19 protein-coding genes, 1 other RNA gene and 2 pseudogenes are annotated in these 21,962 nt (G+C 52.2%); 18 read left to right on the top strand and 4 right to left on the bottom strand.

What is annotated here, in order from left to right; translation table 11 throughout:
• Positions 1 to 169 precede the first annotated feature (169 nt).
• The 10 genes from GYMC52_RS19635 to GYMC52_RS15820 all read left to right on the top strand — a co-directional run bounded on the left by GYMC52_RS19635 (position 170) and on the right by GYMC52_RS15820 (position 10,942).
• Positions 170 to 334: a hypothetical protein gene (locus GYMC52_RS19635; protein WP_015375785.1), complete on the top strand. Its 165-nt coding sequence runs from the start codon at positions 170 to 172 to the stop codon at positions 332 to 334.
• A 627-nt stretch (positions 335 to 961) separates the two neighbouring features.
• Positions 962 to 2,269 (top strand): RNA polymerase factor sigma-54, encoded by a 1,308-nt coding sequence (gene rpoN, locus GYMC52_RS15860; protein WP_013524589.1) that lies wholly within the window; start codon positions 962 to 964, stop codon positions 2,267 to 2,269.
• A gap of 50 nt (positions 2,270 to 2,319) precedes the next feature.
• The gene (locus GYMC52_RS15855) at positions 2,320 to 2,565 is read left to right on the top strand and encodes a glutaredoxin family protein (RefSeq protein ID WP_011232530.1); all 246 of its coding nucleotides are present in this window, start codon (positions 2,320 to 2,322) and stop codon (positions 2,563 to 2,565) included.
• A 123-nt stretch (positions 2,566 to 2,688) separates the two neighbouring features.
• Positions 2,689 to 3,708, top strand: a complete 1,020-nt coding sequence (locus tag GYMC52_RS15850; protein ID WP_013524588.1) for a sugar-binding transcriptional regulator — start codon at positions 2,689 to 2,691, stop codon at positions 3,706 to 3,708.
• Positions 3,709 to 3,750: 42 nt separating this feature from the next.
• Positions 3,751 to 4,758, top strand: coding sequence for a type I glyceraldehyde-3-phosphate dehydrogenase (gene gap, locus GYMC52_RS15845; protein WP_011232528.1), 1,008 nt, complete (start codon positions 3,751 to 3,753; stop codon positions 4,756 to 4,758).
• 122 nt (positions 4,759 to 4,880) lie between these two features.
• On the top strand, positions 4,881 to 6,065 hold the full coding sequence (locus GYMC52_RS15840; RefSeq protein ID WP_013524587.1) for a phosphoglycerate kinase: 1,185 nt from the start codon (positions 4,881 to 4,883) through the stop codon (positions 6,063 to 6,065).
• Between the two features lie 61 nt (positions 6,066 to 6,126).
• A complete protein-coding gene (gene tpiA, locus GYMC52_RS15835; RefSeq protein ID WP_013524586.1) occupies positions 6,127 to 6,888 on the top strand; it encodes a triose-phosphate isomerase in 762 nt (253 codons plus the stop codon).
• A complete protein-coding gene (gpmI, locus tag GYMC52_RS15830; protein WP_013524585.1) occupies positions 6,881 to 8,416 on the top strand; it encodes a 2,3-bisphosphoglycerate-independent phosphoglycerate mutase in 1,536 nt (511 codons plus the stop codon). Before tpiA ends, gpmI begins: the two co-directional genes overlap by 8 nt.
• Before the next feature lie 41 nt (positions 8,417 to 8,457).
• Positions 8,458 to 9,750 carry a phosphopyruvate hydratase gene (gene eno, locus GYMC52_RS15825; protein ID WP_011232524.1) on the top strand — a complete coding sequence of 431 codons (1,293 nt, stop codon included), beginning with the start codon at positions 8,458 to 8,460 and terminating at the stop codon, positions 9,748 to 9,750.
• A gap of 421 nt (positions 9,751 to 10,171) precedes the next feature.
• Positions 10,172 to 10,942, top strand: a complete 771-nt coding sequence (locus tag GYMC52_RS15820) for a YiiX/YebB-like N1pC/P60 family cysteine hydrolase (RefSeq protein WP_013524584.1) — start codon at positions 10,172 to 10,174, stop codon at positions 10,940 to 10,942.
• 259 nt (positions 10,943 to 11,201) lie between these two features.
• Here the strand turns inward: GYMC52_RS15820 and GYMC52_RS18975 are convergent.
• Positions 11,202 to 11,458 (bottom strand): annotated as a pseudogene (locus tag GYMC52_RS18975) (DUF4277 domain-containing protein); the annotation flags it as partial.
• 50 nt (positions 11,459 to 11,508) lie between these two features.
• Here GYMC52_RS18975 and GYMC52_RS15810 point away from each other — a divergent pair.
• Complete coding sequence (locus GYMC52_RS15810; RefSeq protein ID WP_013524583.1) at positions 11,509 to 12,576, top strand: hypothetical protein; 1,068 nt, start codon at positions 11,509 to 11,511, stop codon at positions 12,574 to 12,576.
• A 370-nt stretch (positions 12,577 to 12,946) separates the two neighbouring features.
• Positions 12,947 to 14,443, top strand: a complete 1,497-nt coding sequence (locus GYMC52_RS15805; protein WP_013524582.1) for a carboxylesterase/lipase family protein — start codon at positions 12,947 to 12,949, stop codon at positions 14,441 to 14,443.
• Between the two features lie 100 nt (positions 14,444 to 14,543).
• Here GYMC52_RS15805 and GYMC52_RS15800 read toward each other — a convergent pair whose 3' ends face one another.
• Complete coding sequence (locus GYMC52_RS15800) at positions 14,544 to 14,759, bottom strand: hypothetical protein (RefSeq protein WP_013144264.1); 216 nt, start codon at positions 14,757 to 14,759, stop codon at positions 14,544 to 14,546.
• A 498-nt stretch (positions 14,760 to 15,257) separates the two neighbouring features.
• Here GYMC52_RS15800 and secG point away from each other — a divergent pair, with 498 nt between their 5' ends.
• The 5 genes from secG (at position 15,258) to ssrA (ending at position 19,801) form a co-directional block, all read left to right on the top strand.
• On the top strand, positions 15,258 to 15,494 hold the full coding sequence (gene secG, locus GYMC52_RS15795; protein WP_013144265.1) for a preprotein translocase subunit SecG: 237 nt from the start codon (positions 15,258 to 15,260) through the stop codon (positions 15,492 to 15,494).
• A 74-nt stretch (positions 15,495 to 15,568) separates the two neighbouring features.
• Positions 15,569 to 16,309: a carboxylesterase gene (gene estA, locus GYMC52_RS15790; protein ID WP_033004594.1), complete on the top strand. Its 741-nt coding sequence runs from the start codon at positions 15,569 to 15,571 to the stop codon at positions 16,307 to 16,309.
• A 22-nt stretch (positions 16,310 to 16,331) separates the two neighbouring features.
• Positions 16,332 to 18,608 carry a ribonuclease R gene (gene rnr / locus GYMC52_RS15785; protein WP_013524580.1) on the top strand — a complete coding sequence of 759 codons (2,277 nt, stop codon included), beginning with the start codon at positions 16,332 to 16,334 and terminating at the stop codon, positions 18,606 to 18,608.
• Positions 18,609 to 18,689: 81 nt separating this feature from the next.
• Positions 18,690 to 19,157, top strand: coding sequence for an SsrA-binding protein SmpB (gene smpB, locus GYMC52_RS15780; protein ID WP_011232513.1), 468 nt, complete (start codon positions 18,690 to 18,692; stop codon positions 19,155 to 19,157).
• 292 nt (positions 19,158 to 19,449) lie between these two features.
• Positions 19,450 to 19,801: a transfer-messenger RNA gene (ssrA, locus tag GYMC52_RS18240) on the top strand.
• A gap of 707 nt (positions 19,802 to 20,508) precedes the next feature.
• Here ssrA and GYMC52_RS15770 read toward each other — a convergent pair.
• Positions 20,509 to 20,793, bottom strand: a pseudogene (locus tag GYMC52_RS15770) (IS701 family transposase); the annotation flags it as partial.
• Between the two features lie 151 nt (positions 20,794 to 20,944).
• On the opposite strand from GYMC52_RS15770, the gene GYMC52_RS20070 reads away from it, so the two are divergent.
• Positions 20,945 to 21,289: a hypothetical protein gene (locus tag GYMC52_RS20070; protein WP_230982714.1), complete on the top strand. Its 345-nt coding sequence runs from the start codon at positions 20,945 to 20,947 to the stop codon at positions 21,287 to 21,289.
• 137 nt (positions 21,290 to 21,426) lie between these two features.
• Here the strand turns inward: GYMC52_RS20070 and GYMC52_RS15760 are convergent, their stop codons facing one another.
• Positions 21,427 to 21,876: a staygreen family protein gene (locus GYMC52_RS15760; protein WP_013524577.1), complete on the bottom strand. Its 450-nt coding sequence runs from the start codon at positions 21,874 to 21,876 to the stop codon at positions 21,427 to 21,429.
• Positions 21,877 to 21,962: the final 86 nt, after the last annotated feature.

Below are 21,962 nucleotides of genomic sequence, written 5' to 3'. Positions count from 1 at the left end.
CATTTTTTGGGAATCCCGAAAAAAACGATAGAATCCGAAAAAATTTTGTACGAATTTTGCACGGCTATTTGGTACGATCCAGTTCCGCCATCGCGAGATCGACCTGCCGGGATTCTTTTTGTTCCATCTCATCTAAAATATGCGAGTACGTTTGCAGAGTAGTGACAATATGGCGGAACGGGAAACGAGTTTGGAGCAGCTGGCTTCGATTCGGTTTCGCCAACCGTCGATCACGATTCGGACCTTGTCCGCAGACAAAGCGTATGGCGCCACGGAGTATCTGGAAGCGCTCTTTCTTCATCCAGACTACAGTTTTTTGTTTTTTGTCGTGTAAATGCCACTAATAAGTGAAAGGTGCAAACCGAATCCTCCTTCCGTTGCGTCACCCGATTGGGCGGCGTTTTTTATGTAGGTGAGGTGATACACGTGTAGAAGTTGCACGAGGTATTGAACGATAACAAAAGCTAAACCACATGAAGAAAAAGGACGGAATGACCTGGGGCGACTGGATGGAGATCATGGGGTCCGGCGCGATACGTATAAGCGAGTGCACGGGGCGGTGAGGAGGAAATGGGAAGGAATAAAGACCCTTAGGTTAAAAAAGAGGGTGTCCCAAAAGGATGGGGACGCCCTCTTTCGTCTCTATATATGCGTGCTGACCGCTTCTTTAACACTATATGTTGTGCCTGTCTTAAAGACAGACGGCCTTTTGGGTCAGCCCCGTTATAATCCTGCCGAGGCAAAACAGCCGCCTAGGCGGCTGTTTTTCTTTTAGATCAGCAGCGGACGCGCCGCTTTCCTCGAGAGGGTTTCCAAATCAAGGGCTCGGGCGGGGCATTGGGTTTTTTCGTCTGAACAGGCGCCGGTTCGGGCGGTCGCCAAGGCCGCTTTCCGCCGTCAAAAATTTCTCCTACCCCCTCCCGCTCCCGTCGTGTACAATAAAAGAAAGGGAGGCGTGACGATGAGGGCGGAGTTATGGCAAGAGCAGCGGCTACAGTTGTCGCTGACAAAGGAACTGGTGCAGGCGATTGAACTGCTGCAATATTCCGCAGCGGATTTGGAAGCGTTTTTATATGAACAGTCGCTGGAAAACCCGTTTTTGGAAATTCGCCGCACCCGGGTGCGGCAACGGCCAAGCCGGACAGAAAGAGACCAAAAGCAATGGCTCGAGAACATTGGCGCCCGCGCAGAGACGCTTGTTGGCCATTTGCTTTCTCAGCTGCCTGCGTTAAAGCTCGGTGATCGGGAAGAGCGCATCGTCCGTTATCTCATTGCCTCGCTCGATGAGGACGGTTATTTGCGCGTGCCGCTTGCCGAGCTGGCGGCGCGGTTTTCCGCATCGGAACAAGAGATGGAACGGGGGCTGCGCCTTGTGCAGTCGCTCGACCCGCCGGGAGTCGGCGCCCGCGATTTGGCGGAATGCCTCTTGCTGCAGCTTGAACGTCTTCCTGAGCGCGACGAGCTGGCGGAAACGATCGTCCGTTATCATTTTGTTCCTTTTGCGGAAAAGTCGTGGAAAACGCTGGCCAAGCAGCTTGGCGTCAGCCTTGGCGAACTGCAGCGCGTCTTCGAGCTCATTCGCACACTCGAGCCGCGGCCGGGCATTCACTATTCGAGCGAAACGCCGCCTTTGGTCGTGCCGGATGTCATCGTCACCCGCGGAGCGGATGGAGACTGGATGGCCGCCTATAATGATGACATCCATCCGGAGCTCGGATGGAATCGGGATTACGAGCGGCGCATCGCCGCATCCGGCGACCGGCATGCCGAACAGTTTATCAAAGAAAAATATCGGCAGTTTACATGGCTCGCGAAAAGTTTGGAGCAACGGAAACAGACGCTTCTGCATTTAATGGCTGTCATCATCGACCGCCAGCGCCCGTGTTTGGAGTTTGGGCTTTCGGCGCTCAAGCCGATGACGATGCGCGAGGTGGCCGAGGAGCTCGGCGTTCATGAATCGACGGTGAGCCGCGCGGTCCGGCATAAATATGTGCAAACGCCGTTTGGCACCGTGGAGCTGCGCCGCTTCTTTTCGAACGCCGCGACGGCCGCAGGAGATGAAGCGGCATCGTCCGCCCACGTGAAAGCGATCATGGAGGCCCTTATTTCCGAGGAAGATCGGCGGGCGCCGCTGTCTGACCAACAGCTTGCTGATTTGCTTCGCGATCGATACGGCATCGCCATTTCGCGCCGCACGGTCGCCAAATACCGCGAGCAGCTGCGCATCCCGTCTTCGGCAAAGCGGAGGCAATATATCGGCCTGCCGTAACGGGCGGCCAATCGAAACGGCAACTGCTGTAGAAAGAGAGGAAGAAATGAATGCATATCCGATTGTATACGAAAACCAATTGCCCGCTCTGCGACAAAGCGAAAGCCGTTTTGACGGAGCTGCTGGCGGACTATTCGTTTACGCTGGAAGAAATTGATATTTACAAAGATGATGAACTGCTGGAAAAATATCAGCTGATGATCCCGGTTGTGGAATTGGATGGCGAAGAAATCGGCTACGGAGCGATTGAAAAAGAAGCGGTGAGAAAACGGTTGCGGCGGGCGCAAAACAGTTGAACGGCTATCGTCCTCCTGCTATAATGAAAATGGCGCGGGAGGAATTTTTTATGGCACTGCGGGACGTAATATGTCATACCGGGACATGAAATGTCCCTATATTCAATCGAGGAGAAAGGATCCATGCAGCCGTTATTGGAGGCACAAAAAAAATTATTGCCTGACTTGCTTGACGTTATGCAAAAACGATATCAAATTTTGCACTCTATTTCGCTTATGGCGCCGATCGGGCGGCGGGCGCTGGCGGCGAGCCTCGGCATGAGCGAGCGGGTTCTCCGGTCGGAAACAGAATTTTTGAAAGGACAAAACTTGCTTTCCGCCGATGTGTCGGGCATGCGGTTGACGGAGGAAGGCCAGGCGCTCCTTCATACGCTCAATGATTTGATGCGGGAAGCGCTCGGGCTCAAAGAGCTGGAAGCCGCGCTGCAGGAGCAGCTCGGCATTCCGCGCGTGATTGTCGTTGCCGGGGATAGCGACCATTCCCCTTGGGTAAAAAAAGAAATGGGTAGAGCGTGTGTTGCCTGCATGAAGGAGCTGCTTGAGCCCGGGGACATCGTCGCCGTGGCCGGCGGAACGACGATGGCGGCGGTCGCGGAGATGATGACGCCGGATTCGAAGCTTCGCGATGTGTTGTTCGTGCCGGCGCGCGGAGGCCTTGGCGAAGATGTCGAGAATCAGGCGAACACGATTTGTGCGAAAATGGCAGAAAAAGCGATGGGCCGCTATCGGTTGCTGCACGTGCCTGACCAGCTGAGCGATGAAGCGTACGCGTCGCTTGTCGAAGAGCCGGCGGTGAAAGAAGTGCTTGAGCTCATCCAATCATGCCGCATGGTCGTCCATGGCATCGGAGAAGCGGTGACGATGGCCAAGCGGCGGAAGACACCGCCTGTGGAGATGGAGAAAATCATCGCCCGCCATGCGGTCGCCGAGGCGTTCGGCTACTATTTCAACGAGTACGGCGACGTCGTCCATAAAGTGAAAACGGTTGGCATTCAACTTGAACACCTCCCGCATGTCGAGCATGTCATCGCCGTCGCCGGAGGGGCGTCGAAGGCGAAAGCCATTCGCGCGTACATGAAACGGGCGCCGCACTCGCTATTGGTGACGGACGAAGGAGCCGCAAAAGCGTTCGTAGGGGAGTAATCTCCCTTGCTGATACAATCCAATCGCAAGGAGGAAAATAAGATGGCAGTCAAAGTGGGAATCAACGGATTTGGCCGCATCGGACGCAACGTCTTCCGCGCGGCATTGAAAAACCCGGACATTGAAGTGGTGGCGGTGAACGATTTAACGGATGCGAATACGCTTGCTCATTTGTTGAAGTACGACTCCGTCCATGGCCGTCTGGATGCCGAAGTGTCGGTGAACGGCAACAACTTGGTCGTCAACGGCAAAGAAATCATCGTCAAGGCGGAACGCGATCCGGCGAACTTGGCGTGGGGCGAGATCGGCGTTGACATCGTCGTTGAGTCGACCGGCCGCTTCACGAAACGCGAAGACGCCGCCAAACATTTGGAAGCGGGTGCGAAAAAAGTGATCATTTCCGCACCGGCGAAAGACGAGGATATTACGATCGTCATGGGCGTCAACCAAGACAAATACGATCCGAAAGCCCATCATGTCATCTCGAACGCTTCGTGCACGACGAACTGCTTGGCGCCGTTTGCCAAAGTGCTGCATGAAAAATTCGGCATTGTCCGCGGCATGATGACGACCGTTCACTCGTACACGAACGACCAACAAATTTTGGACTTGCCGCATAAAGATTTGCGCCGGGCTCGCGCGGCCGCGGAATCGATCATTCCGACGACGACCGGGGCGGCGAAAGCTGTTGCGCTTGTCTTGCCGGAATTGAAAGGCAAATTGAACGGCATGGCAATGCGTGTGCCGACGCCGAACGTATCAGTTGTCGACTTGGTGGCGGAATTGGAAAAAGAAGTGACGGTCGAAGAAGTGAATGCCGCGTTGAAAGCAGCAGCGGAAGGCGAGCTGAAAGGCATTTTGGCCTACAGCGAAGAACCGCTCGTGTCGCGCGACTACAACGGCAGCACCGCTTCGTCGACGATCGACGCGCTGTCGACAATGGTCATTGAAGGCAAAATGGTGAAAGTCGTTTCGTGGTATGACAACGAAACGGGCTATTCGCACCGCGTCGTCGACTTGGCCGCCTACATCGCCTCGAAAGGGCTGTAAAACCAGCTTGGCGTTGAGTTTTCCATCCGTTCAAGTCTATAATAGGGAAATGGAGGGGAGCGGGGAAATGATCCCCACTCCTTTTCCTTTGTCCAAACTGCAGCCAAAAGGGGGCACGAACGATGAACAAGAAGACGATCCGCGACGTTGAGGTGAGGGGAAAGCGCGTCTTTTGCCGCGTCGATTTCAACGTTCCGATGGAAGAGGGCGCCATCACCGATGACACGCGCATTCGCGCCGCACTCCCGACGATCCGCTATTTGATCGAAAACGGGGCGAAAGTCATTTTGGCGAGCCACCTCGGCCGCCCGAAAGGAAAAGTGGTCGAAGAATTGCGTTTGGATGCCGTTGCGAAGCGGCTCGGCGAGCTGCTTGAACGTCCGGTCGCCAAAACGAATGAAGCGGTCGGCGATGAGGTGAAAGCGGCGGTCGACCGTTTGAACGAAGGCGACGTGCTCTTGCTTGAGAACGTCCGTTTTTACCCTGGCGAAGAGAAAAACGATCCAGAGCTGGCCAAAGCGTTTGCGGAGCTCGCGGATCTGTATGTCAACGATGCGTTCGGCGCCGCCCACCGCGCTCATGCGTCGACGGAAGGCATCGCCCATTACTTGCCTGCGGTGGCCGGGTTTTTGATGGAAAAAGAACTCGAAGTGCTCGGCAAAGCGCTCTCGAATCCGGACCGCCCGTTTACGGCGATCATCGGCGGCGCGAAAGTGAAAGACAAAATCGGCGTCATCGACAATTTGCTTGAAAAAGTCGACAACTTGATCATCGGCGGCGGACTGGCGTATACGTTCGTCAAAGCGCTCGGCCATGACGTCGGCAAGTCGCTGCTTGAGGAGGACAAAATCGAACTCGCCAAATCGTTTATGGAAAAGGCGAAAGAAAAAGGCGTCCGTTTTTATATGCCGGTGGACGTGGTCGTCGCCGACCGGTTTGCGAACGACGCCAACACGAAAGTCGTCGCCATCGACGCCATTCCGAGCGATTGGGAGGCGCTTGACATCGGCCCGAAAACGCGCGAATTGTACCGCGATGTCATTCGCGAGTCGAAGCTCGTTGTCTGGAACGGTCCGATGGGCGTCTTTGAAATGGAGGCGTTCGCCCATGGGACAAAAGCCGTCGCCCAAGCACTGGCGGAAGCGCCCGATACTTATTCGGTCATCGGCGGCGGGGATTCGGCGGCGGCGGTTGAGAAATTCGGCTTGGCCGACAAAATGGATCATATCTCCACCGGCGGCGGCGCTTCGCTCGAGTTTATGGAAGGAAAACAGCTGCCGGGTGTCGTCGCGCTCGAAGACAAATGACCCGCGGCGCCGGATTGGGCGCATGGCGGCTGACGCCGCCCATTGAAAGGAAGGGTGAACGATGAGAAAACGCATCATTGCAGGCAACTGGAAAATGCATAAAACATTGGCGGAAGCTGTTCAATTTGTCGAGGACGTAAAAGGGCACGTGCCGCCGGCCGACGAAGTGGATTCCGTTGTTTGCGCGCCGTTTCTCTTTTTAGATCGGTTGGTGCAAGCGGCAGACGGCACGGATTTAAAAATCGGGGCGCAAACGATGCACTTTGCCGACCAAGGGGCGTACACAGGCGAAGTGAGCCCGGTCATGCTCAAAGATCTCGGCGTCACGTACGTCATCCTCGGCCATTCGGAGCGCCGGCAAATGTTCGCGGAAACAGATGAGACCGTGAACAAAAAAGTGTTGGCCGCCTTCACCCGCGGCTTGACGCCGATTGTTTGCTGCGGCGAATCGCTTGAGGAGCGGGAAGCGGGGCAGACGAACGCCGTTGTCGCCTCGCAAGTGGAAAAAGCGCTCGCCGGCTTGACGCCGGATCAAGTGAAGCAAGCGGTCATCGCTTACGAGCCGATTTGGGCGATCGGCACGGGCAAATCGTCGACGCCGGAAGATGCGAACGACGTGTGCGGCCATATCCGTTCGGTCGTTTCGCGCTTGTTTGGCCCGGAGGCGGCGGAAGCGATCCGCATCCAATACGGCGGCAGCGTCAAACCGGACAACATCCGCGACTTCTTGGCGCAAGAACATATAGACGGCGCCTTAGTCGGCGGGGCGAGCCTCGAGCCGGCTTCATTCTTGCAATTGGTGGAGGCGGGGCGCTATGAGTAAAAAACCGGTTGCGCTCATCATTTTGGACGGGTTTGCGCTGCGCGACGAAACGTACGGCAATGCGGTCGCTCAGGCGAACAAACCGAACTTTGACCGCTATTGGAACGAATACCCGCACACAACGCTCAAGGCGTGCGGCGAGGCGGTTGGGCTTCCGGAAGGGCAGATGGGCAACTCGGAAGTCGGCCATCTCAACATCGGCGCCGGGCGCATTGTGTACCAAAGCTTAACGCGGGTCAACATTGCCATTCGCGAAGGCGAATTTGACCGGAATGAAACGTTTTTGGCGGCGATGAACCATGTGAAGCAGCACGGAACGAGCCTTCATTTGTTCGGTTTGCTTTCTGACGGCGGGGTGCACAGCCATATTCACCATTTGTACGCCCTCTTGCGCTTAGCGGCAAAAGAAGGCGTGAAGCGTGTGTACATCCACGGCTTTTTGGACGGCCGCGACGTCGGCCCGCAAACGGCTCCGCAATACATCAAAGAACTGCAGGAAAAAATCAAGGAATACGGAGTCGGCGAAATCGCCACATTATCGGGCCGCTACTACTCGATGGACCGCGACAAGCGGTGGGACCGCGTCGAAAAGGCGTATCGGGCCATGGTATACGGCGAAGGCCCGACGTACCGCGATCCGCTCGAATGCATCGAGGACTCGTACAAACACGGCATTTACGACGAATTCGTCCTGCCGTCGGTCATCGTCCGCGAAGACGGCCGGCCGGTGGCGACGATTCAAGACAATGACGCGATTATCTTCTATAATTTCCGCCCGGACCGGGCGATCCAAATTTCAAACACGTTTACGAACGAAGATTTCCGCGAGTTTGACCGCGGCCCGAAACATCCGAAGCATTTGTTCTTTGTCTGCTTGACCCATTTCAGCGAAACGGTGAAAGGGTACGTGGCGTTCAAGCCGACGAACCTTGACAACACGCTCGGGGAAGTGCTGTCGCAGCACGGACTGCGCCAACTGCGCATCGCCGAGACCGAAAAATATCCGCACGTGACGTTTTTTATGAGCGGCGGCCGCGAAGAGAAATTTCCAGGCGAAGACCGGATTTTGATCAACTCGCCGAAAGTGCCGACGTATGACTTGAAGCCGGAAATGAGCGCCTATGAAGTGACCGATGCGCTCCTCAAGGAAATTGAAGCCGATAAGTACGATGCGATCATTTTGAACTACGCCAACCCGGACATGGTCGGCCACTCCGGCAAGCTCGAGCCGACGATCAAGGCGGTGGAGGCAGTGGACGAATGCCTCGGCAAAGTCGTCGACGCCATTTTGGCCAAAGGCGGCATCGCCATCATCACCGCCGACCACGGCAACGCCGATGAAGTGCTGACGCCGGACGGCAAGCCGCAAACGGCTCATACAACGAATCCGGTGCCGGTCATCGTGACGAAAAAGGGCATCAAGCTGAGAGACGGCGGCATCTTAGGCGATTTGGCGCCGACGATGCTTGATTTGCTCGGCCTGCCGCAGCCGAAAGAAATGACGGGGAAATCGTTGATTGTCAAATAACGATGATCTTGAGAAAACGATACGAAAAGGAGTGTGTTCCCATGTCTGCCATTATCGATGTCTACGCTCGCGAAGTGCTCGATTCGCGCGGCAATCCGACGGTGGAAGTGGAAGTGTATACGGAAGACGGCGGCTTCGGCCGCGCGCTGGTGCCGAGCGGCGCCTCGACCGGGGAATATGAAGCGGTCGAACTGCGCGACGGCGATAAAAACCGCTACCTCGGCAAAGGGGTGTTAAAAGCGGTCGAAAACGTCAACGAAATCATCGCGCCGGAAATCATCGGCCTGGAGGTCGCCGACCAAGTGGCGATCGACCGGAAGTTGATTGAACTAGACGGCACGGAAAACAAAAGCAAGCTTGGCGCCAACGCCATTTTAGGCGTCTCGCTCGCGGTCGCCCGCGCGGCAGCGGACGAGCTTGGCCTGCCGCTGTACCAATACTTGGGCGGCTTTAACGCTAAAACGCTGCCGGTGCCGATGATGAACATTTTAAACGGCGGCGCGCATGCGGACAACAACGTCGACATTCAAGAATTTATGATCATGCCGGTCGGGGCGGAAAGCTTCCGCGAAGCGCTGCGCATGGGGGCGGAAATTTTCCACAGCTTAAAAGCGGTGCTGAAAGCGAAAGGCTACAACACCGCGGTCGGCGATGAAGGCGGCTTCGCCCCGAACTTGAAATCGAACGAAGAAGCGCTGCAAACGATCATCGAAGCGATCGAAAAAGCCGGCTACAAACCGGGCGAACAAGTGATGCTCGCCATGGACGTTGCCTCGTCCGAGCTGTACAACAAAGAAGACGGCAAATATCATCTTGAAGGCGAAGGCGTTGTGAAAACGTCGGAAGAAATGGTCGCTTGGTATGAAGAGCTTGTATCGAAATACCCGATCATCTCGATCGAAGATGGGCTCGATGAAAACGACTGGGAAGGCCATAAACTGCTGACCGAGCGGCTCGGCAAAAAAGTGCAGCTTGTCGGCGACGACTTGTTTGTCACAAACACGAAAAAACTGGCCGAAGGCATTGAAAAAGGCGTCGGCAACTCGATTTTGATCAAAGTGAACCAAATCGGCACGCTCACCGAAACGTTTGACGCCATCGAAATGGCGAAACGCGCCGGCTACACCGCCGTCGTCTCGCACCGCTCCGGTGAAACGGAAGACAGCACGATCGCGGACATCGCCGTCGCCACCAACGCCGGCCAAATCAAAACGGGCGCGCCGTCGCGCACCGACCGCGTCGCGAAATACAACCAGCTGCTCCGCATTGAAGATGAACTCGGCCACACGGCCATTTACCAAGGCATCCGCTCGTTTTACAATTTGAAAAAATAACGGGAACAGGCGTCCCCAACGGAGGGGGCGCCTGTCGTTTTGACCGGAGGCGAAAAGAGAATCGAATGGCTGGCGGTGATCAAGACGTCTTGACGCATTCAGGAAAGCTGCGCCTCTCCATCTCCATAAGATGGAACCATTCGTCAATGATCGTCTTGTGCTGCAGGGCGCAGACCGTGAATGTCGTCTCATGATGAGGACAAAGTCAAGTGGCATAATTTGTGGAAAATTATCGAATTTTTTTGAATGGTTTTTGTTGTTTTTTATTTTTTTTTTTTTTAGAATGGAATTATAAAAAAAGAATTCGAAAGTTGGTGAAAAACAGTAGATCTATTGGATTTGTACGAAGTCGCTAAGGAAAGAAAGTCGTAGTTCTGTAAAATTTTTTTATTTACACATCAGTGGTAGAGGAGGTATTTACTTGAAAGGGAAATTTAAGAAATTTTTGGTAGCCTCATCGTTTGTAACACTACTATCTGGATTTAATTTGGTAAACTATGCTTTTGCAGACTCAAAAGTTGTAAACAATGAAAGCAAAGAAGTTAAAGAAGTGTTAGAACAAAAAGAAAAACTTAAACAAAGTGTGAATATTGATAAGTATGACTTAGTCAGAAAATCAGAATTGGGAGTTAAAGAGGGTTATGACAAGGATGACCCTGAGCCGGACTGGGCGCCTGGTGATTCTTTTGGTTCACCCAAAGGTACGAATAACATATCTTTCGCGGCGTTTGCACCTGGCGATATTATTGTAGTACATGATGGTTCAGTAGCATGGGGGTATTATCGTCATGCCGCTGTATGGGACGGTACTTATTATACTGGTAGTTTAGATTCATATGCATTCATTGAAGCGAATGTAGAAAACCAACCTGGTGACGGACAAAGTAATGTCCACTATTCCACGGCAAGGAAATTTAGAAACTACGACCAAGCCGTCGGTTTATATGTCTATACTTTAGAACAGCAATTTAGAACCCTTGCCCGTAATTACATTAGAAACCAATTAGGAGAACCATACAAATTTGTAGGTTCTTACAAGTCGGATGACAGCACGTGGTATTGTAGCAAATTAGCTTGGAAAGCGTATTACGAGATGGGGAATCGTGATTTGGATTACGATGGCGGGTTATACGTTTATCCGGATGATATTTATCAAGACGGAGATACTAAAATATTTGCAACTGGTTCATGACTCTGCATTAATACGCCATACTTGATGGTAAAATAATCTTTAGAAGGCTAGTGAAAAACTAGTTTTTTGCTCAAATCGATGGTATTTGATCAGAATTTTGCACTAAATAACCAGGTGACCTTCATAGGCGGAGGACGGTTCTTGAACCCGGCGCGTGGCACTTTTCTCTCCGCCAACGTAAAGGGGTCGCTCCGCGGGATGTTGACCGAATCGGCCTCAGCTAATGCTCGTACGGCGGTTGTCACCGTATGTGAACCTACAGGGATTCTAGCGAGGCCGATTCATATGCGCTGTAAAGGGTTCTTGTTCGTCGCATCGGCGTGAAGACTCGGGGAGAAAGTCCTCTTTTGGGTAAATATGAATCAAGCAAGCGCTAATGATGTGGTGAATGCTGTCCTTATACAGGCGGTCGAGACGACGAGCCAACGCATCGTCATTCAACAGGGAAGGATGGAGCCTGGGATGGATGGGGTTCTCCAGGTCAATCGTGTGACCCCATTGTTCCAAGTGAACGAGGTTTTAAGTAGTCCTATTTTCATGAACACTTATTTACGAGGGGCTGTATAATGAAGAAAATCATGATTTTCATTTATTGCATCTGTTTGTTTTTAATGGTTGGGTGTGAGAAATGGAAAGAAACTGTCTCCCGAAACGATACAAAACTGAAGGTGAACCCAGCCTTTGTTGCACTTGCTGATGGAGATCGCAAATTAATTTTTCTTGATAAAAAGATGAATATAGTCAAAGAAATTGAAAATAAAAATAAATTTCAAAGCTTTTCTATAGAAGGAAATCGAGTTTATGCAATAGATGATGGTACATATATGGGAACGAAACCATCGATGCTTATCATCAATCTTTCGAGTGGTCATGTGGAAAAGAAGTTAAAGTTGCCGCATGTTCCGTCGTCTTATGCGGTACTAAAGCAAAAAGTTTACATGGCTTCATCTGAAATATTTAGAGAAGGCATGCCTTTTTTTGTTGTGAATGTGTCTAGTGGGAAAGTAGAAAAATTGACATTTACCAGTGGAATGGTCAGTACAATGAAACATTACAAAAATGAAATTTTCATCACTATAAATTCTGGTGGTAAATCCAGTGAGCATAGCAACGTATATAGGATACAAATTCATGATGCGTCCCTTTCCTTTCATCCTGTTATTAAAGATGATATTGAATTGCCACCAAGTGATTTTGTAATTGAAGATAACAAAATGTACTGTGTTTTTACAGGCTTTTCTTACGGGCCAAGGCCAGGATGGGTGAAAAATCCTGAAAGATATACCAATAAGCTTATGGTTGTAGACTTGAATAATGGCAAAATTATTTCTGAGAAACAATTGTCTAAACCTTTTCCTCAAAAAATAATTAATATTGGTAATAAATTATACATTAATAATTATACGGATTTAGATATGAAAGGGGATTTTTTTACAATAATTGATAAAAATGATTTGAGTGAGTCTTTTTTTGCAATAGAAAATCCAGCGTATTTTGACTACAACAAGCGCTTTGACGAATTCATCGTTTCGAATCCTCGAAATGGAACTCTGCGATTAGTGAAAAACGGTAAAGTAATCAAAAAAATGAAAGTTGGAGATAATTGTAGTATAGTTAAAGCGGTTGAAAAATAAACTTTGCTGTAGATGAGCAATTTTCATTACAATATTTTCCGTTAACAAAGAGACCAACCTACAGTTTATTAGTGAATTTGCTCAACTATATAGATGCAATTTGAAGCTTTACCATTTGCAGCTTTTACCGAGTATTTGATCGACTGTCGGGCGACCGAACAACGCCGCTTAAGGTGATCGCGCCTAGAATCATCTTTTTCATGGCGCTGACTGTTTCGGCCGCGTCTATCTTTACTTTTGTGCATGGGCGGGGCACCTCTCTTTTGGACGCGGTATGAGAACCTCGCGTGCGGTCGCAAAACGATGGACGCAGACTGGCTGTTGGTTTATAATATTTTTTGAATCATTTGAATATTCAGGAGGAAAGGGAATGGAACCAACCGTTGTCGAAACACGGTATGGACGGCTGCGCGGTGGAACGAAGGAAGACGTTTTCGTTTGGAAAGGAATTCCGTACGCGAAAGCGCCGGTCGGGGAGCGTCGGTTTTTGCCGCCGGAGCCGCCCGATGCGTGGGATGGGGTGCGTGAGGCGACATCGTTTGGACCGGTTGTCATGCAGCCGTCGGATCCGATTTTCAGCGGATTGCTCGGGCGGATGATCGAGGCGCCGAGCGAAGACGGGCTGTACCTGAACATTTGGTCGCCCGCGGCGGATGGGAAGAAGCGCCCGGTGTTGTTTTGGATTCATGGCGGCGCCTTTTTGTTCGGTTCGGGTTCTTCGCCGTGGTATGATGGGACGGCGTTGGCGAAACACGGCGATGTCGTTGTCGTGACGATCAACTACCGAATGAACGTGTTTGGCTTTTTGCATCTGGGGGATTTGTTTGGCGAAGAGTACGCTCAAGCCGGGAATCTCGGCATTTTGGACCAAGTGGCGGCATTGCGCTGGGTGAAGGAGAACATTGAGGCGTTTGGCGGCGATCCGGACAATGTGACGATTTTCGGCGAATCGGCCGGAGCGGCGAGCGTCGGCGTGCTGTTGTCGCTTCCGGAGGCGAGGGGGCTGTTTCGGCGCGCCATTTTGCAAAGCGGTTCGGGATCGCTTCTCCTCCGTTCGCCCAAGACCGCCATGGCGATGACCGAGCGCATTCTCGAGCGTGCCGGCATCCGTCCGGGCGACCGCGGCCGGCTCTTGTCGATTCCCGCCGAGGAGCTGCTGCGGGCGGCGCTGTCGATCGGTCCGGGAATCATGTACGGTCCGGTGGTGGATGGCCGCGTATTGCGGCGCCATCCGATCGAGGCGCTCCACGACGGGGCGGCCAGCGGCATTCCGATTCTCATCGGCGTGACGAAAGACGAGTACAACCTGTTTACCTTGACGGATCCGTCATGGATGAAGCTTGGCGAACACGAACTGCTTGACCGGATCAACCGTGAAGTCGGGCCCGTGCCGGAGGCGGCGATTCGCTATTATGCAGAAACGGCGGAGCCGTCGGCGCCCGCCTGGCAAAAGTGGCTTCGCATCATGACGTACCGCGTGTTTGTCGAGGGGATGCTGCGGACAGCGGACGCCCAAGCGGCCCACGGAGCGGATGTGTACATGTACCGGTTTGACTATGAAACGCCGGTGTTCGGCGGGCAGCTGAAAGCATGCCACGCGCTCGAGCTGCCGTTTGTGTTTCACAATCTCCATCAGCCGGGCGTCGCGAATTTCGTCGGCAACCGGCCGGAGCGCGAGGCGATCGCTGATCAAATGCATTACGCCTGGCTGGCGTTTGCCCGCACCGGCAACCCGAACGGCGATCACTTGCCGGAAGCGTGGCCGGCGTATACGAGCGAGCGCAAGGCGGCCTTTGTCTTTTCAGCCGCCAGCCATGTCGAAGATGATCCGTTTGGCCGCGAGCGGGCGGCATGGCAAGGACGCTAGAAGATTTGATTCGTGAGGGAGCACCGCCATCTGTGAAAAAATGGAGCTTCGGCCTCTCTCCGCTAAACCAACAAAGGAACGGCCAACCGCCGTTCCTTTGTTATTCGTTTGCCCCCTGAGAAGGAAGCCCGAACTGTTCCGCCAGCGCCGGGTCGCGGTCGATGGCCTCGATGAGCTTGCGCATGACGTTGACGTCAAACGTAAAGTTCGCCCCGATCGGCGAGGTGACGAAAATTTTCCCTTTCTTCGCCTCCCGCGCCCGTTTGAATTGATAGCCGTCAATCGCGATGACGACTCGTTCGTCCGGTCTTGCCATTGAAGTCCCTCCAGTCGTTGCCGATTTGCTTTCTATTGTAACGTATTTCGGCGGCGGACGACAATGATCATACCGCACCCGATTCATGGAGCGTCAAGCGGATGGAGGATGAAACGCTCCCCCATCTATGCCAAAGGGGAGGGGCAGGGAATTTTTTGGCCCCATCCCTTCGATTTAGCCCTCTAGAAAAGACAGGAAATGTAGTCTTTCCTTCAACATCGTTCCATTCTTTCGCTGCCTCCAGGCCGATCAGATCAGGTCAGATACGTTGCGATTTTTGCCAGGCATTCGTCAATGATTTCATCGATTTCCTCCATTTGAGCATCTTCTGGCTTGTATTTTTTTAAAACTTTTAGATGAGGGGCTTTCCAATCTAATGTTTCACAAAAAAGAGAATCTGTTCCTTTCGTTGTGTTGAGACAGGCCCGCCAGTTGCCGCCAACGGCGATCTATGGTATAGTGAAATTATTGCAACGTCGGTCGTTGGAGGTGTCAGGCATGCATGCCTTGCTTGTGACGCTGCTTGTCATTGTGTCGATCGCGCTGATCGCAGTTGTCTTGCTGCAGTCGGGCCGCAGCGCCGGGCTGTCGGGGGCGATCACCGGCGGCGCCGAGCAATTGTTCGGGAAGCAGAAAGCCCGTGGGCTCGATGCGGTGTTTCAGCGCGTCACGGTCGTGTTGGCCGTCTTGTTTTTCGTATTGACGATCTTGGTTACGTACGTACAGCCATCATAAGTCAAACATGGGGCGGTCCATAGAATGAAGGGCTGCCCTTTCTATTTCACACTAGAGAGGAAGGAGAACCTATGATGAAAATTGTTCCGCCGAAGCCGTTTTTCTTTGAAGCCGGGGAGCGGGCGGTGTTGCTTTTGCATGGGTTTACCGGCAATTCCGCCGACGTTCGGATGCTTGGGCGATTCTTGGAATCGAAAGGGTATACGTGCCACGCTCCGATTTACAAAGGGCATGGCGTGCCGCCGGAAGAGCTCGTCCACACCGGACCGGATGATTGGTGGCAAGACGTCATGAACGGCTATCAGTTTTTGAAAAACAAAGGCTACGAAAAAATTGCCGTGGCTGGATTGTCTCTTGGAGGCGTATTTTCTCTCAAATTAGGCTACACTGTACCTATAGAAGGCATTGTGACGATGTGCGCGCCGATGTACATCAAAAGCGAAGAAACGATGTACGAAGGTGTGCTCGAGTATGCGCGCGAGTATAAAAAGCGGGAAGGGAAATCAGAGGAACAAATCGAACAGGAAATGGAACGGTTCAAACAAACGCCGATGAAGACGTTGAAAGCCTTGCAAGAACTCATTGCCGATGTGCGCGCCCACCTTGATTTGGTTTATGCACCGACGTTCGTCGTCCAAGCGCGCCATGATGAGATGATCAATCCAGACAGCGCGAACATCATTTATAACGAAATTGAATCGCCGGTCAAACAAATCAAATGGTATGAGCAATCAGGCCATGTGATTACGCTTGATCAAGAAAAAGATCAGCTGCATGAAGATATTTATGCATTTCTTGAATCGTTAGATTGGTAATGGAGAAAGGAGGGGATGGCCAATGGATCATATGTTGGCCGAACGCATTTTAACATTTATGCGCGATGAGGCGTACAAACCGCTGACCGTTGAGGAACTGGAGGAAGCGTTTGGGATTGCGGATGCTGAGGAGTTTAAAACGTTTGTCAAAACGCTTGTCGCCATGGAAGAGGAAGGTCTTGTCGTCCGTACGCGCAGCAACCGCTACGGCGTGCCTGAGCGGATGAATCTCGTGCGCGGCAAAGTGACCGGCCACCCGAAAGGATTCGCGTTTGTCACACCGGAGGAGCCGGGACTGGATGATATTTTCATCCCGCCGTCCGAATTGAAAAACGCGATGCATGGCGACACGGTGCTTGTGCGCGTCCAAGCCGATTCATCTGGGGCGCGCCGCGAAGGAACGATCGTCCGCATTTTGGAGCGCGGGGTGAAAGAGGTCGTCGGCACGTACACGGAAAGCAAATATTTCGGCTTTGTCATCCCGGATGACAAACGGATCGTCAATGACATTTTCATCCCGAAAAACGCGGCGAACGGCGCGGTCGAAGGGCATAAAGTCGTCGTCCGGCTCACCTCGTACCCGGAAGGACGAATGAGCGCTGAAGGGGAAGTCGTGCAAATTCTCGGCCATAAAAACGACCCGGGCGTCGACATTTTGGCGATCATCTATAAATACGGCCTTCCGCTTCAATTTCCAGAAGACGTGATCGAGCACGCCAACCGGGTGCCGGACGTCATTACGGAGAAAGACTTGGAAGGGCGCCGCGATTTGCGCGGCGAGATGATCGTCACGATCGACGGGGAAGATGCGAAGGATTTGGATGACGCGGTGACCGTGACGAAGCTTGAAAACGGCAACTATAAGCTCGGCGTTCATATCGCCGATGTCAGCTACTATGTTGAGGAAGGCTCGCCTATTGACCGCGAGGCGTATGAACGCGGCACGAGCGTTTATTTGGTTGACCGCGTCATCCCGATGATCCCGCATCGGCTGTCGAACGGCATTTGCTCGCTCAACCCGAAAGTCGATCGGCTGACGCTCTCGTGCGAAATGGAAATCACCCCGCAAGGAGAAGTCGTCCGCCATGAAATTTTCCCAAGCGTCATCCGCACGGCGGAACGGATGACGTATTCCGATGTCAATAAAATTCTCGTTGACAAAGACGAAGCCTTGCGGGAAAAATATGGGCCGCTTGTGCCGATGTTTGAGCTGATGGCTGAGCTTGCTGACATTTTGCGGGCGAAGCGGATGAAGCGCGGGGCGATTGATTTCGATTTTAAGGAGGCGAAGGTGCTTGTCGATGAAAACGGCAAGCCGTACGATGTCGTCTTGCGCGAGCGGTCGGTCGCTGAGCGGTTGATTGAAGAGTTTATGCTGGCGGCGAACGAAACGGTGGCTGAGCATTTCCATTGGTTGAACGTGCCATTTATTTACCGTGTTCACGAGGATCCGAAGCCGGAAAAACTGCAGCGCTTTTTAGAGTTCATCACGAACTTCGGCTATGTCGTGAAAGGAACGGGCAACCAAATCCATCCGCGCGCCCTCCAGCAAATTCTCGAAGCGGTGCGCGGCGAGCCGGAAGAAATGGTGATCTCGACCGTCATGCTTCGGTCGATGAAACAGGCGCGCTATGACGCCGAGAGCCTCGGCCATTACGGCCTGTCGACCGAGTTTTACACCCATTTTACGTCACCGATCCGCCGCTACCCGGATTTGATCGTCCATCGGTTGATCCGGACGTATCTCATTAACGGCCAGATGGATCTTGACACCCAGCAAAAATGGGCGGAAAAGCTGCCTGAAATTGCGGAACACGCTTCCGATATGGAGCGGCGCGCCGTTGAGGCGGAGCGGGAGACGGACGATCTGAAGAAAACCGAGTTTATGGAAGACAAAATCGGGATGGAGTTTGATGGCATTATCAGCTCGGTGACGAACTTCGGCTTGTTCGTTGAGCTGCCGAACACGATCGAAGGCTTGGTGCACGTCAGCTACTTAACGGACGACTATTACCGCTACGACGAACGCCACTACGCGTTGATCGGCGAACGGACCGGGAAAATGTACCGCATCGGCGATGAAATCACCGTCCGCGTCATCAACGTGAACAAAGACGAACGGATCGTCGATTTTGAAGTCGTCGGCATGAAGGGACGCCGTCCGCCGAAAGCGAAAGCCGCTCCGGTCGTCATTGAAGGGAAAAAGCAAAAGAAAGGAAAAGCGAAGGCGGAGCCGAAAGCGCAAAGCGGCTCAAACCGCAGCGCGAAGCCGAAAAAGAAGAAAAAGAAAAAACGGTGAGGAAAAGCCGAACGGGCGGCTTTTCCTTCTTTTTCGTTTTTGGTAAAATAAGAAACGCTACGATGAGGAGGGGGAAAACGGATGCCGAAAGGCGAAGGAAAAGTGATCGCCCAAAACAAAAAAGCGCACCACGACTATTTCATCGAAGAGACGTATGAAGCCGGCCTTGTGCTGCAAGGGACGGAAATCAAATCGATCCGCAACGGCCGGGTGAATTTGAAAGATTCGTTCGCCAAAGTGGAAAAAGGGGAAGTGTTTCTCCATAACATGCATATCAGCCCGTACGAACAAGGCAACCGCTACAACCATGATCCGCTGCGGACAAGAAAGCTCCTTTTGCACCGCCGCGAAATCAACAAGCTGATCGGCTACACGAAAGAGCAAGGGTATACGCTCGTGCCGCTCAAATTGTATATCAAGAACGGCTTTGCCAAAGTGGAGCTCGGGGTGGCCAAAGGGAAGAAAAAATACGACAAACGGGAAGACATGAAGCGGAGAGAAGCGCAGCGCGAAATCGAACGGGCGTTTCGCGAGCGGCAAAAACTGTAGGGAAGCAAGCGGCCGAGGGGGGCATTTGCCGAGGGCGGGCTGTTTGGTTCATCGCAGCAAGCGGGGCAATTTCTTGCACCGCCATGTACGGAAAATGGGATGGGCTGATTTTTCTTGGCAAGTGCCAAGAAGCCGTCTTCTGAAACGGCTCCGCACGACATGCGAAGACGAGCCTGTTTTTTGGCGAGATTGAAAACATTCCCATTGCAAATGCGCACCGCCATGGTATAATAAATCATGCAACGGCCAGTTATCCATGGCTTAAGCTGTTCCGGTCTTTCTTCGCCACCGCGGGGACGATCCGGATTCGACAGGGGTAGGTCGAGCTTAAGCGGCGAGCCGAGGGGGACGTCCTCGTAAAAACGTCACCTAAAGATAACTGGCAAACAAAACTACGCTTTAGCTGCCTAATTGCTGCAGCTAGCTCCTCCCGCCATCGCCCGCGTGGCGTTCGAGGGGCTCATATGAAGCGGGCTACGCCCAAATCCGCCGCCTGAGGATGAGGGAAGAGATGAACCAGGCTAGCCGCCGGGAGGCCTGTCGGTAGGCGGAACGGACGGCGAAGCGAAATATACCGACTACGCTCGTAGATGCTTAAGTGGCGATGCCTCTGGACGTGGGTTCGACTCCCACCGTCTCCATTTCCAACATCCGAACGGTTCGGATGCGAAATTGTGAAACCTTTGATGCGACCGCGTTTGCGGTCGTTTTTGCTTTTTCAAGAATCCGAAAGAAGCCCATCGAATTTGCAAGAATTTTGCGCGGATTTTGCACCGTGTTTTTACCTTGCATTGTATACCGAGTTCGACAGTGACTAAGTAAACAAAATGCCTCTCATCCCTTGATGCCAAAGGGACAAGAGGCATTTGGGCATCCTTCCAGCGTGTATCTAGGCGCGAGGATGGATGCCTAGAATCTTCGGAGGCGGCCTCAGCTCTAGCGCCGCCAAGAGTTGCACTTGTCTATTCTAACCAAGGAATCGAGTCCATGTCGCCTTTTTTTGTTTGGCTGTAAATTTATGTTAGTGAATTTGCTCATCTACAGTGACTATAAAAACACGCCCCACTCTCATTCGTTTGCTATTGCCAAAAGTTTATCCCTCACGATTTTTCCCTGAGTTTTAACGGCTGGGAAAAGCTTGTCACCTCTGTTTTTCGGCCATCATGAAATAACTACATACTCAACATCCAAAACAAGGAAGTGACAAGCTTGTTGCTCAAATGATTCGCTGATTTGTTTGAAATCACCAAAACCCAATATTCAATCATTGTGTATGTAATGTATGTAACCGTAGATGAATATTTTTTTATTACAATAATTTCCATTCTCTAAGAGACAAACAAGGTCCCCCTTAGACAACATGGAGCTGTTTTTTGATCACATCAATGGGAATCTCTTGCTTCGCGGCGTCATCGATGAACTCGACGATGCCCTGTCCTTTCCGAGACCGAAGCAACTCCAGTCCAGCGGAAAGGGTTTGTTGGGATTCCGCGATGCTGGATACGCAGGCCAAGAGCACCACGCCCCCATCCCGTTTCACCGCCCGAACGTGGCGAACGCGGTACCCATCGAGCTTCAGTTGGTCTTTGGACTGCCGGAAAACGCATTCGATCGTCCAGCGCTGGGCATCGTAACGATGGTTGGGATGAACGCTCCAGTGATGGACATCGGTCAACGTTCCCGAACATCCCTTGGTAGTCAAGGCATCCACAAGATGATGGATTTGGACGTCAATGGTAAACCGGCGGCAAAGCTTCGCATATTGTGATGAACAAGGGGAAGAAATGATGAGAATATCTGATTTTCTTAAAAGATATCATTTGCACGGGAGTTTAATTACGAAGGTGGAATATGATTCGACCACCAAAAGAGTATCTCTTAAAACGGAATTGTGCAAATGGCAACAATTCGATTATGACGAAACGAAAGATCCTGAAATGATTAAAGGATTCGTTGTTTTTGAAGATGTAACATATTTTGAAACAGATTGCGTTAAAGACTTTGATGCTGATGAAATATTGGAAGTAGTGCTTATTTCCGCCACTCAATCGCTTGAAAAAGTTAAAATAGTAACCGACGGGGTGAACATCATCATGATTGAGGCGGGGAATGTAGAGTGGCACTCACTTTGAGCGCAATGCTTAAGGGTAATTCTTACAATGCGCGCATACCGTTGGCCCGATATTTTTATACAGTTTTGAGAAACAGAAAGAGATTTGTCGGCTGCCCAAAAACGCGGCGATGCATAGCCCCATCACCGAAGTGGTTGTCAGCGGTACAAATACGGGGTGCCGTAGTATTCCGTCCGGTTGAGCTCCGGGTATTCCGAAGTGAAATGAATGAAAATCGGGCACCAATCACAAAACGGGTACGTGTGAAAAAAAGCGCGGTCGCCATAGCGAATGGCTTCGAGCGCCAACGGCAATTCTTTCTTGAATACGTTCGCCCGGCGCGCATTTTCTTGCCGGCCCATTTGCCGGTTGCCAATGAATACATAGAGAAACAATACTAGCTGTTGCCCGGCTTGTTTCCATTCACCGAGCACTTCATCGCGTTGAGAAGTGAGCTGATCAGTGACAAATGCGCGGGAGACGGTGAGGAATAAGGCGCCAGTCGTGTCCGAGTGGGTTAAGGTGTACAGACGGCCGTTCACTGGTGACAGCTGGGTGATTCCAGCGGTCTGGGTGACGTGCAGTCGCTCGGGAGAAAGGTGTTTCATGGCGGTCCTCCTTCTGTTCTGGAAAGTGGATGATCTCATTCATCTATATGTGCCTTTATTGGCGGCGATGACAAAACAAAACCGAA

The organism is Geobacillus sp. Y412MC52 (assembly GCF_000174795.2).
Taxonomy (GTDB): Bacteria; Bacillota; Bacilli; order Bacillales; family Anoxybacillaceae; genus Geobacillus; species Geobacillus thermoleovorans.
Note: the sequence above shows the minus strand (reverse complement) of the source record. Positions and strands in the feature narration are given on the sequence as shown.

What these genes read in the sequence shown, in the direction of transcription:
- GYMC52_RS19635 (WP_015375785.1), top strand. Translation starts at nt 170, where the DNA reads ATGGCGGAACGGGAAACGAGTTTGGAGCAGCTGGCTTCGATTCGGTTT.
- GYMC52_RS20070 (WP_230982714.1), top strand. Translation starts at nt 20,945, where the DNA reads ATGAGAATATCTGATTTTCTTAAAAGATATCATTTGCACGGGAGTTTA.
- rpoN (WP_013524589.1), top strand. Translation starts at nt 962, where the DNA reads ATGAGGGCGGAGTTATGGCAAGAGCAGCGGCTACAGTTGTCGCTGACA.
- rnr (WP_013524580.1), top strand. Translation starts at nt 16,332, where the DNA reads ATGGATCATATGTTGGCCGAACGCATTTTAACATTTATGCGCGATGAG.
- secG (WP_013144265.1), top strand. Translation starts at nt 15,258, where the DNA reads ATGCATGCCTTGCTTGTGACGCTGCTTGTCATTGTGTCGATCGCGCTG.
- gpmI (WP_013524585.1), top strand. Translation starts at nt 6,881, where the DNA reads ATGAGTAAAAAACCGGTTGCGCTCATCATTTTGGACGGGTTTGCGCTG.
- GYMC52_RS15800 (WP_013144264.1), bottom strand. Translation starts at nt 14,759, where the DNA reads ATGGCAAGACCGGACGAACGAGTCGTCATCGCGATTGACGGCTATCAA.
- GYMC52_RS15855 (WP_011232530.1), top strand. Translation starts at nt 2,320, where the DNA reads ATGCATATCCGATTGTATACGAAAACCAATTGCCCGCTCTGCGACAAA.
- gap (WP_011232528.1), top strand. Translation starts at nt 3,751, where the DNA reads ATGGCAGTCAAAGTGGGAATCAACGGATTTGGCCGCATCGGACGCAAC.
- GYMC52_RS15810 (WP_013524583.1), top strand. Translation starts at nt 11,509, where the DNA reads ATGAAGAAAATCATGATTTTCATTTATTGCATCTGTTTGTTTTTAATG.
- GYMC52_RS15840 (WP_013524587.1), top strand. Translation starts at nt 4,881, where the DNA reads ATGAACAAGAAGACGATCCGCGACGTTGAGGTGAGGGGAAAGCGCGTC.
- tpiA (WP_013524586.1), top strand. Translation starts at nt 6,127, where the DNA reads ATGAGAAAACGCATCATTGCAGGCAACTGGAAAATGCATAAAACATTG.
- GYMC52_RS15760 (WP_013524577.1), bottom strand. Translation starts at nt 21,876, where the DNA reads ATGAAACACCTTTCTCCCGAGCGACTGCACGTCACCCAGACCGCTGGA.
- smpB (WP_011232513.1), top strand. Translation starts at nt 18,690, where the DNA reads ATGCCGAAAGGCGAAGGAAAAGTGATCGCCCAAAACAAAAAAGCGCAC.
- eno (WP_011232524.1), top strand. Translation starts at nt 8,458, where the DNA reads ATGTCTGCCATTATCGATGTCTACGCTCGCGAAGTGCTCGATTCGCGC.
- GYMC52_RS15805 (WP_013524582.1), top strand. Translation starts at nt 12,947, where the DNA reads ATGGAACCAACCGTTGTCGAAACACGGTATGGACGGCTGCGCGGTGGA.
- estA (WP_033004594.1), top strand. Translation starts at nt 15,569, where the DNA reads ATGAAAATTGTTCCGCCGAAGCCGTTTTTCTTTGAAGCCGGGGAGCGG.
- GYMC52_RS15850 (WP_013524588.1), top strand. Translation starts at nt 2,689, where the DNA reads ATGCAGCCGTTATTGGAGGCACAAAAAAAATTATTGCCTGACTTGCTT.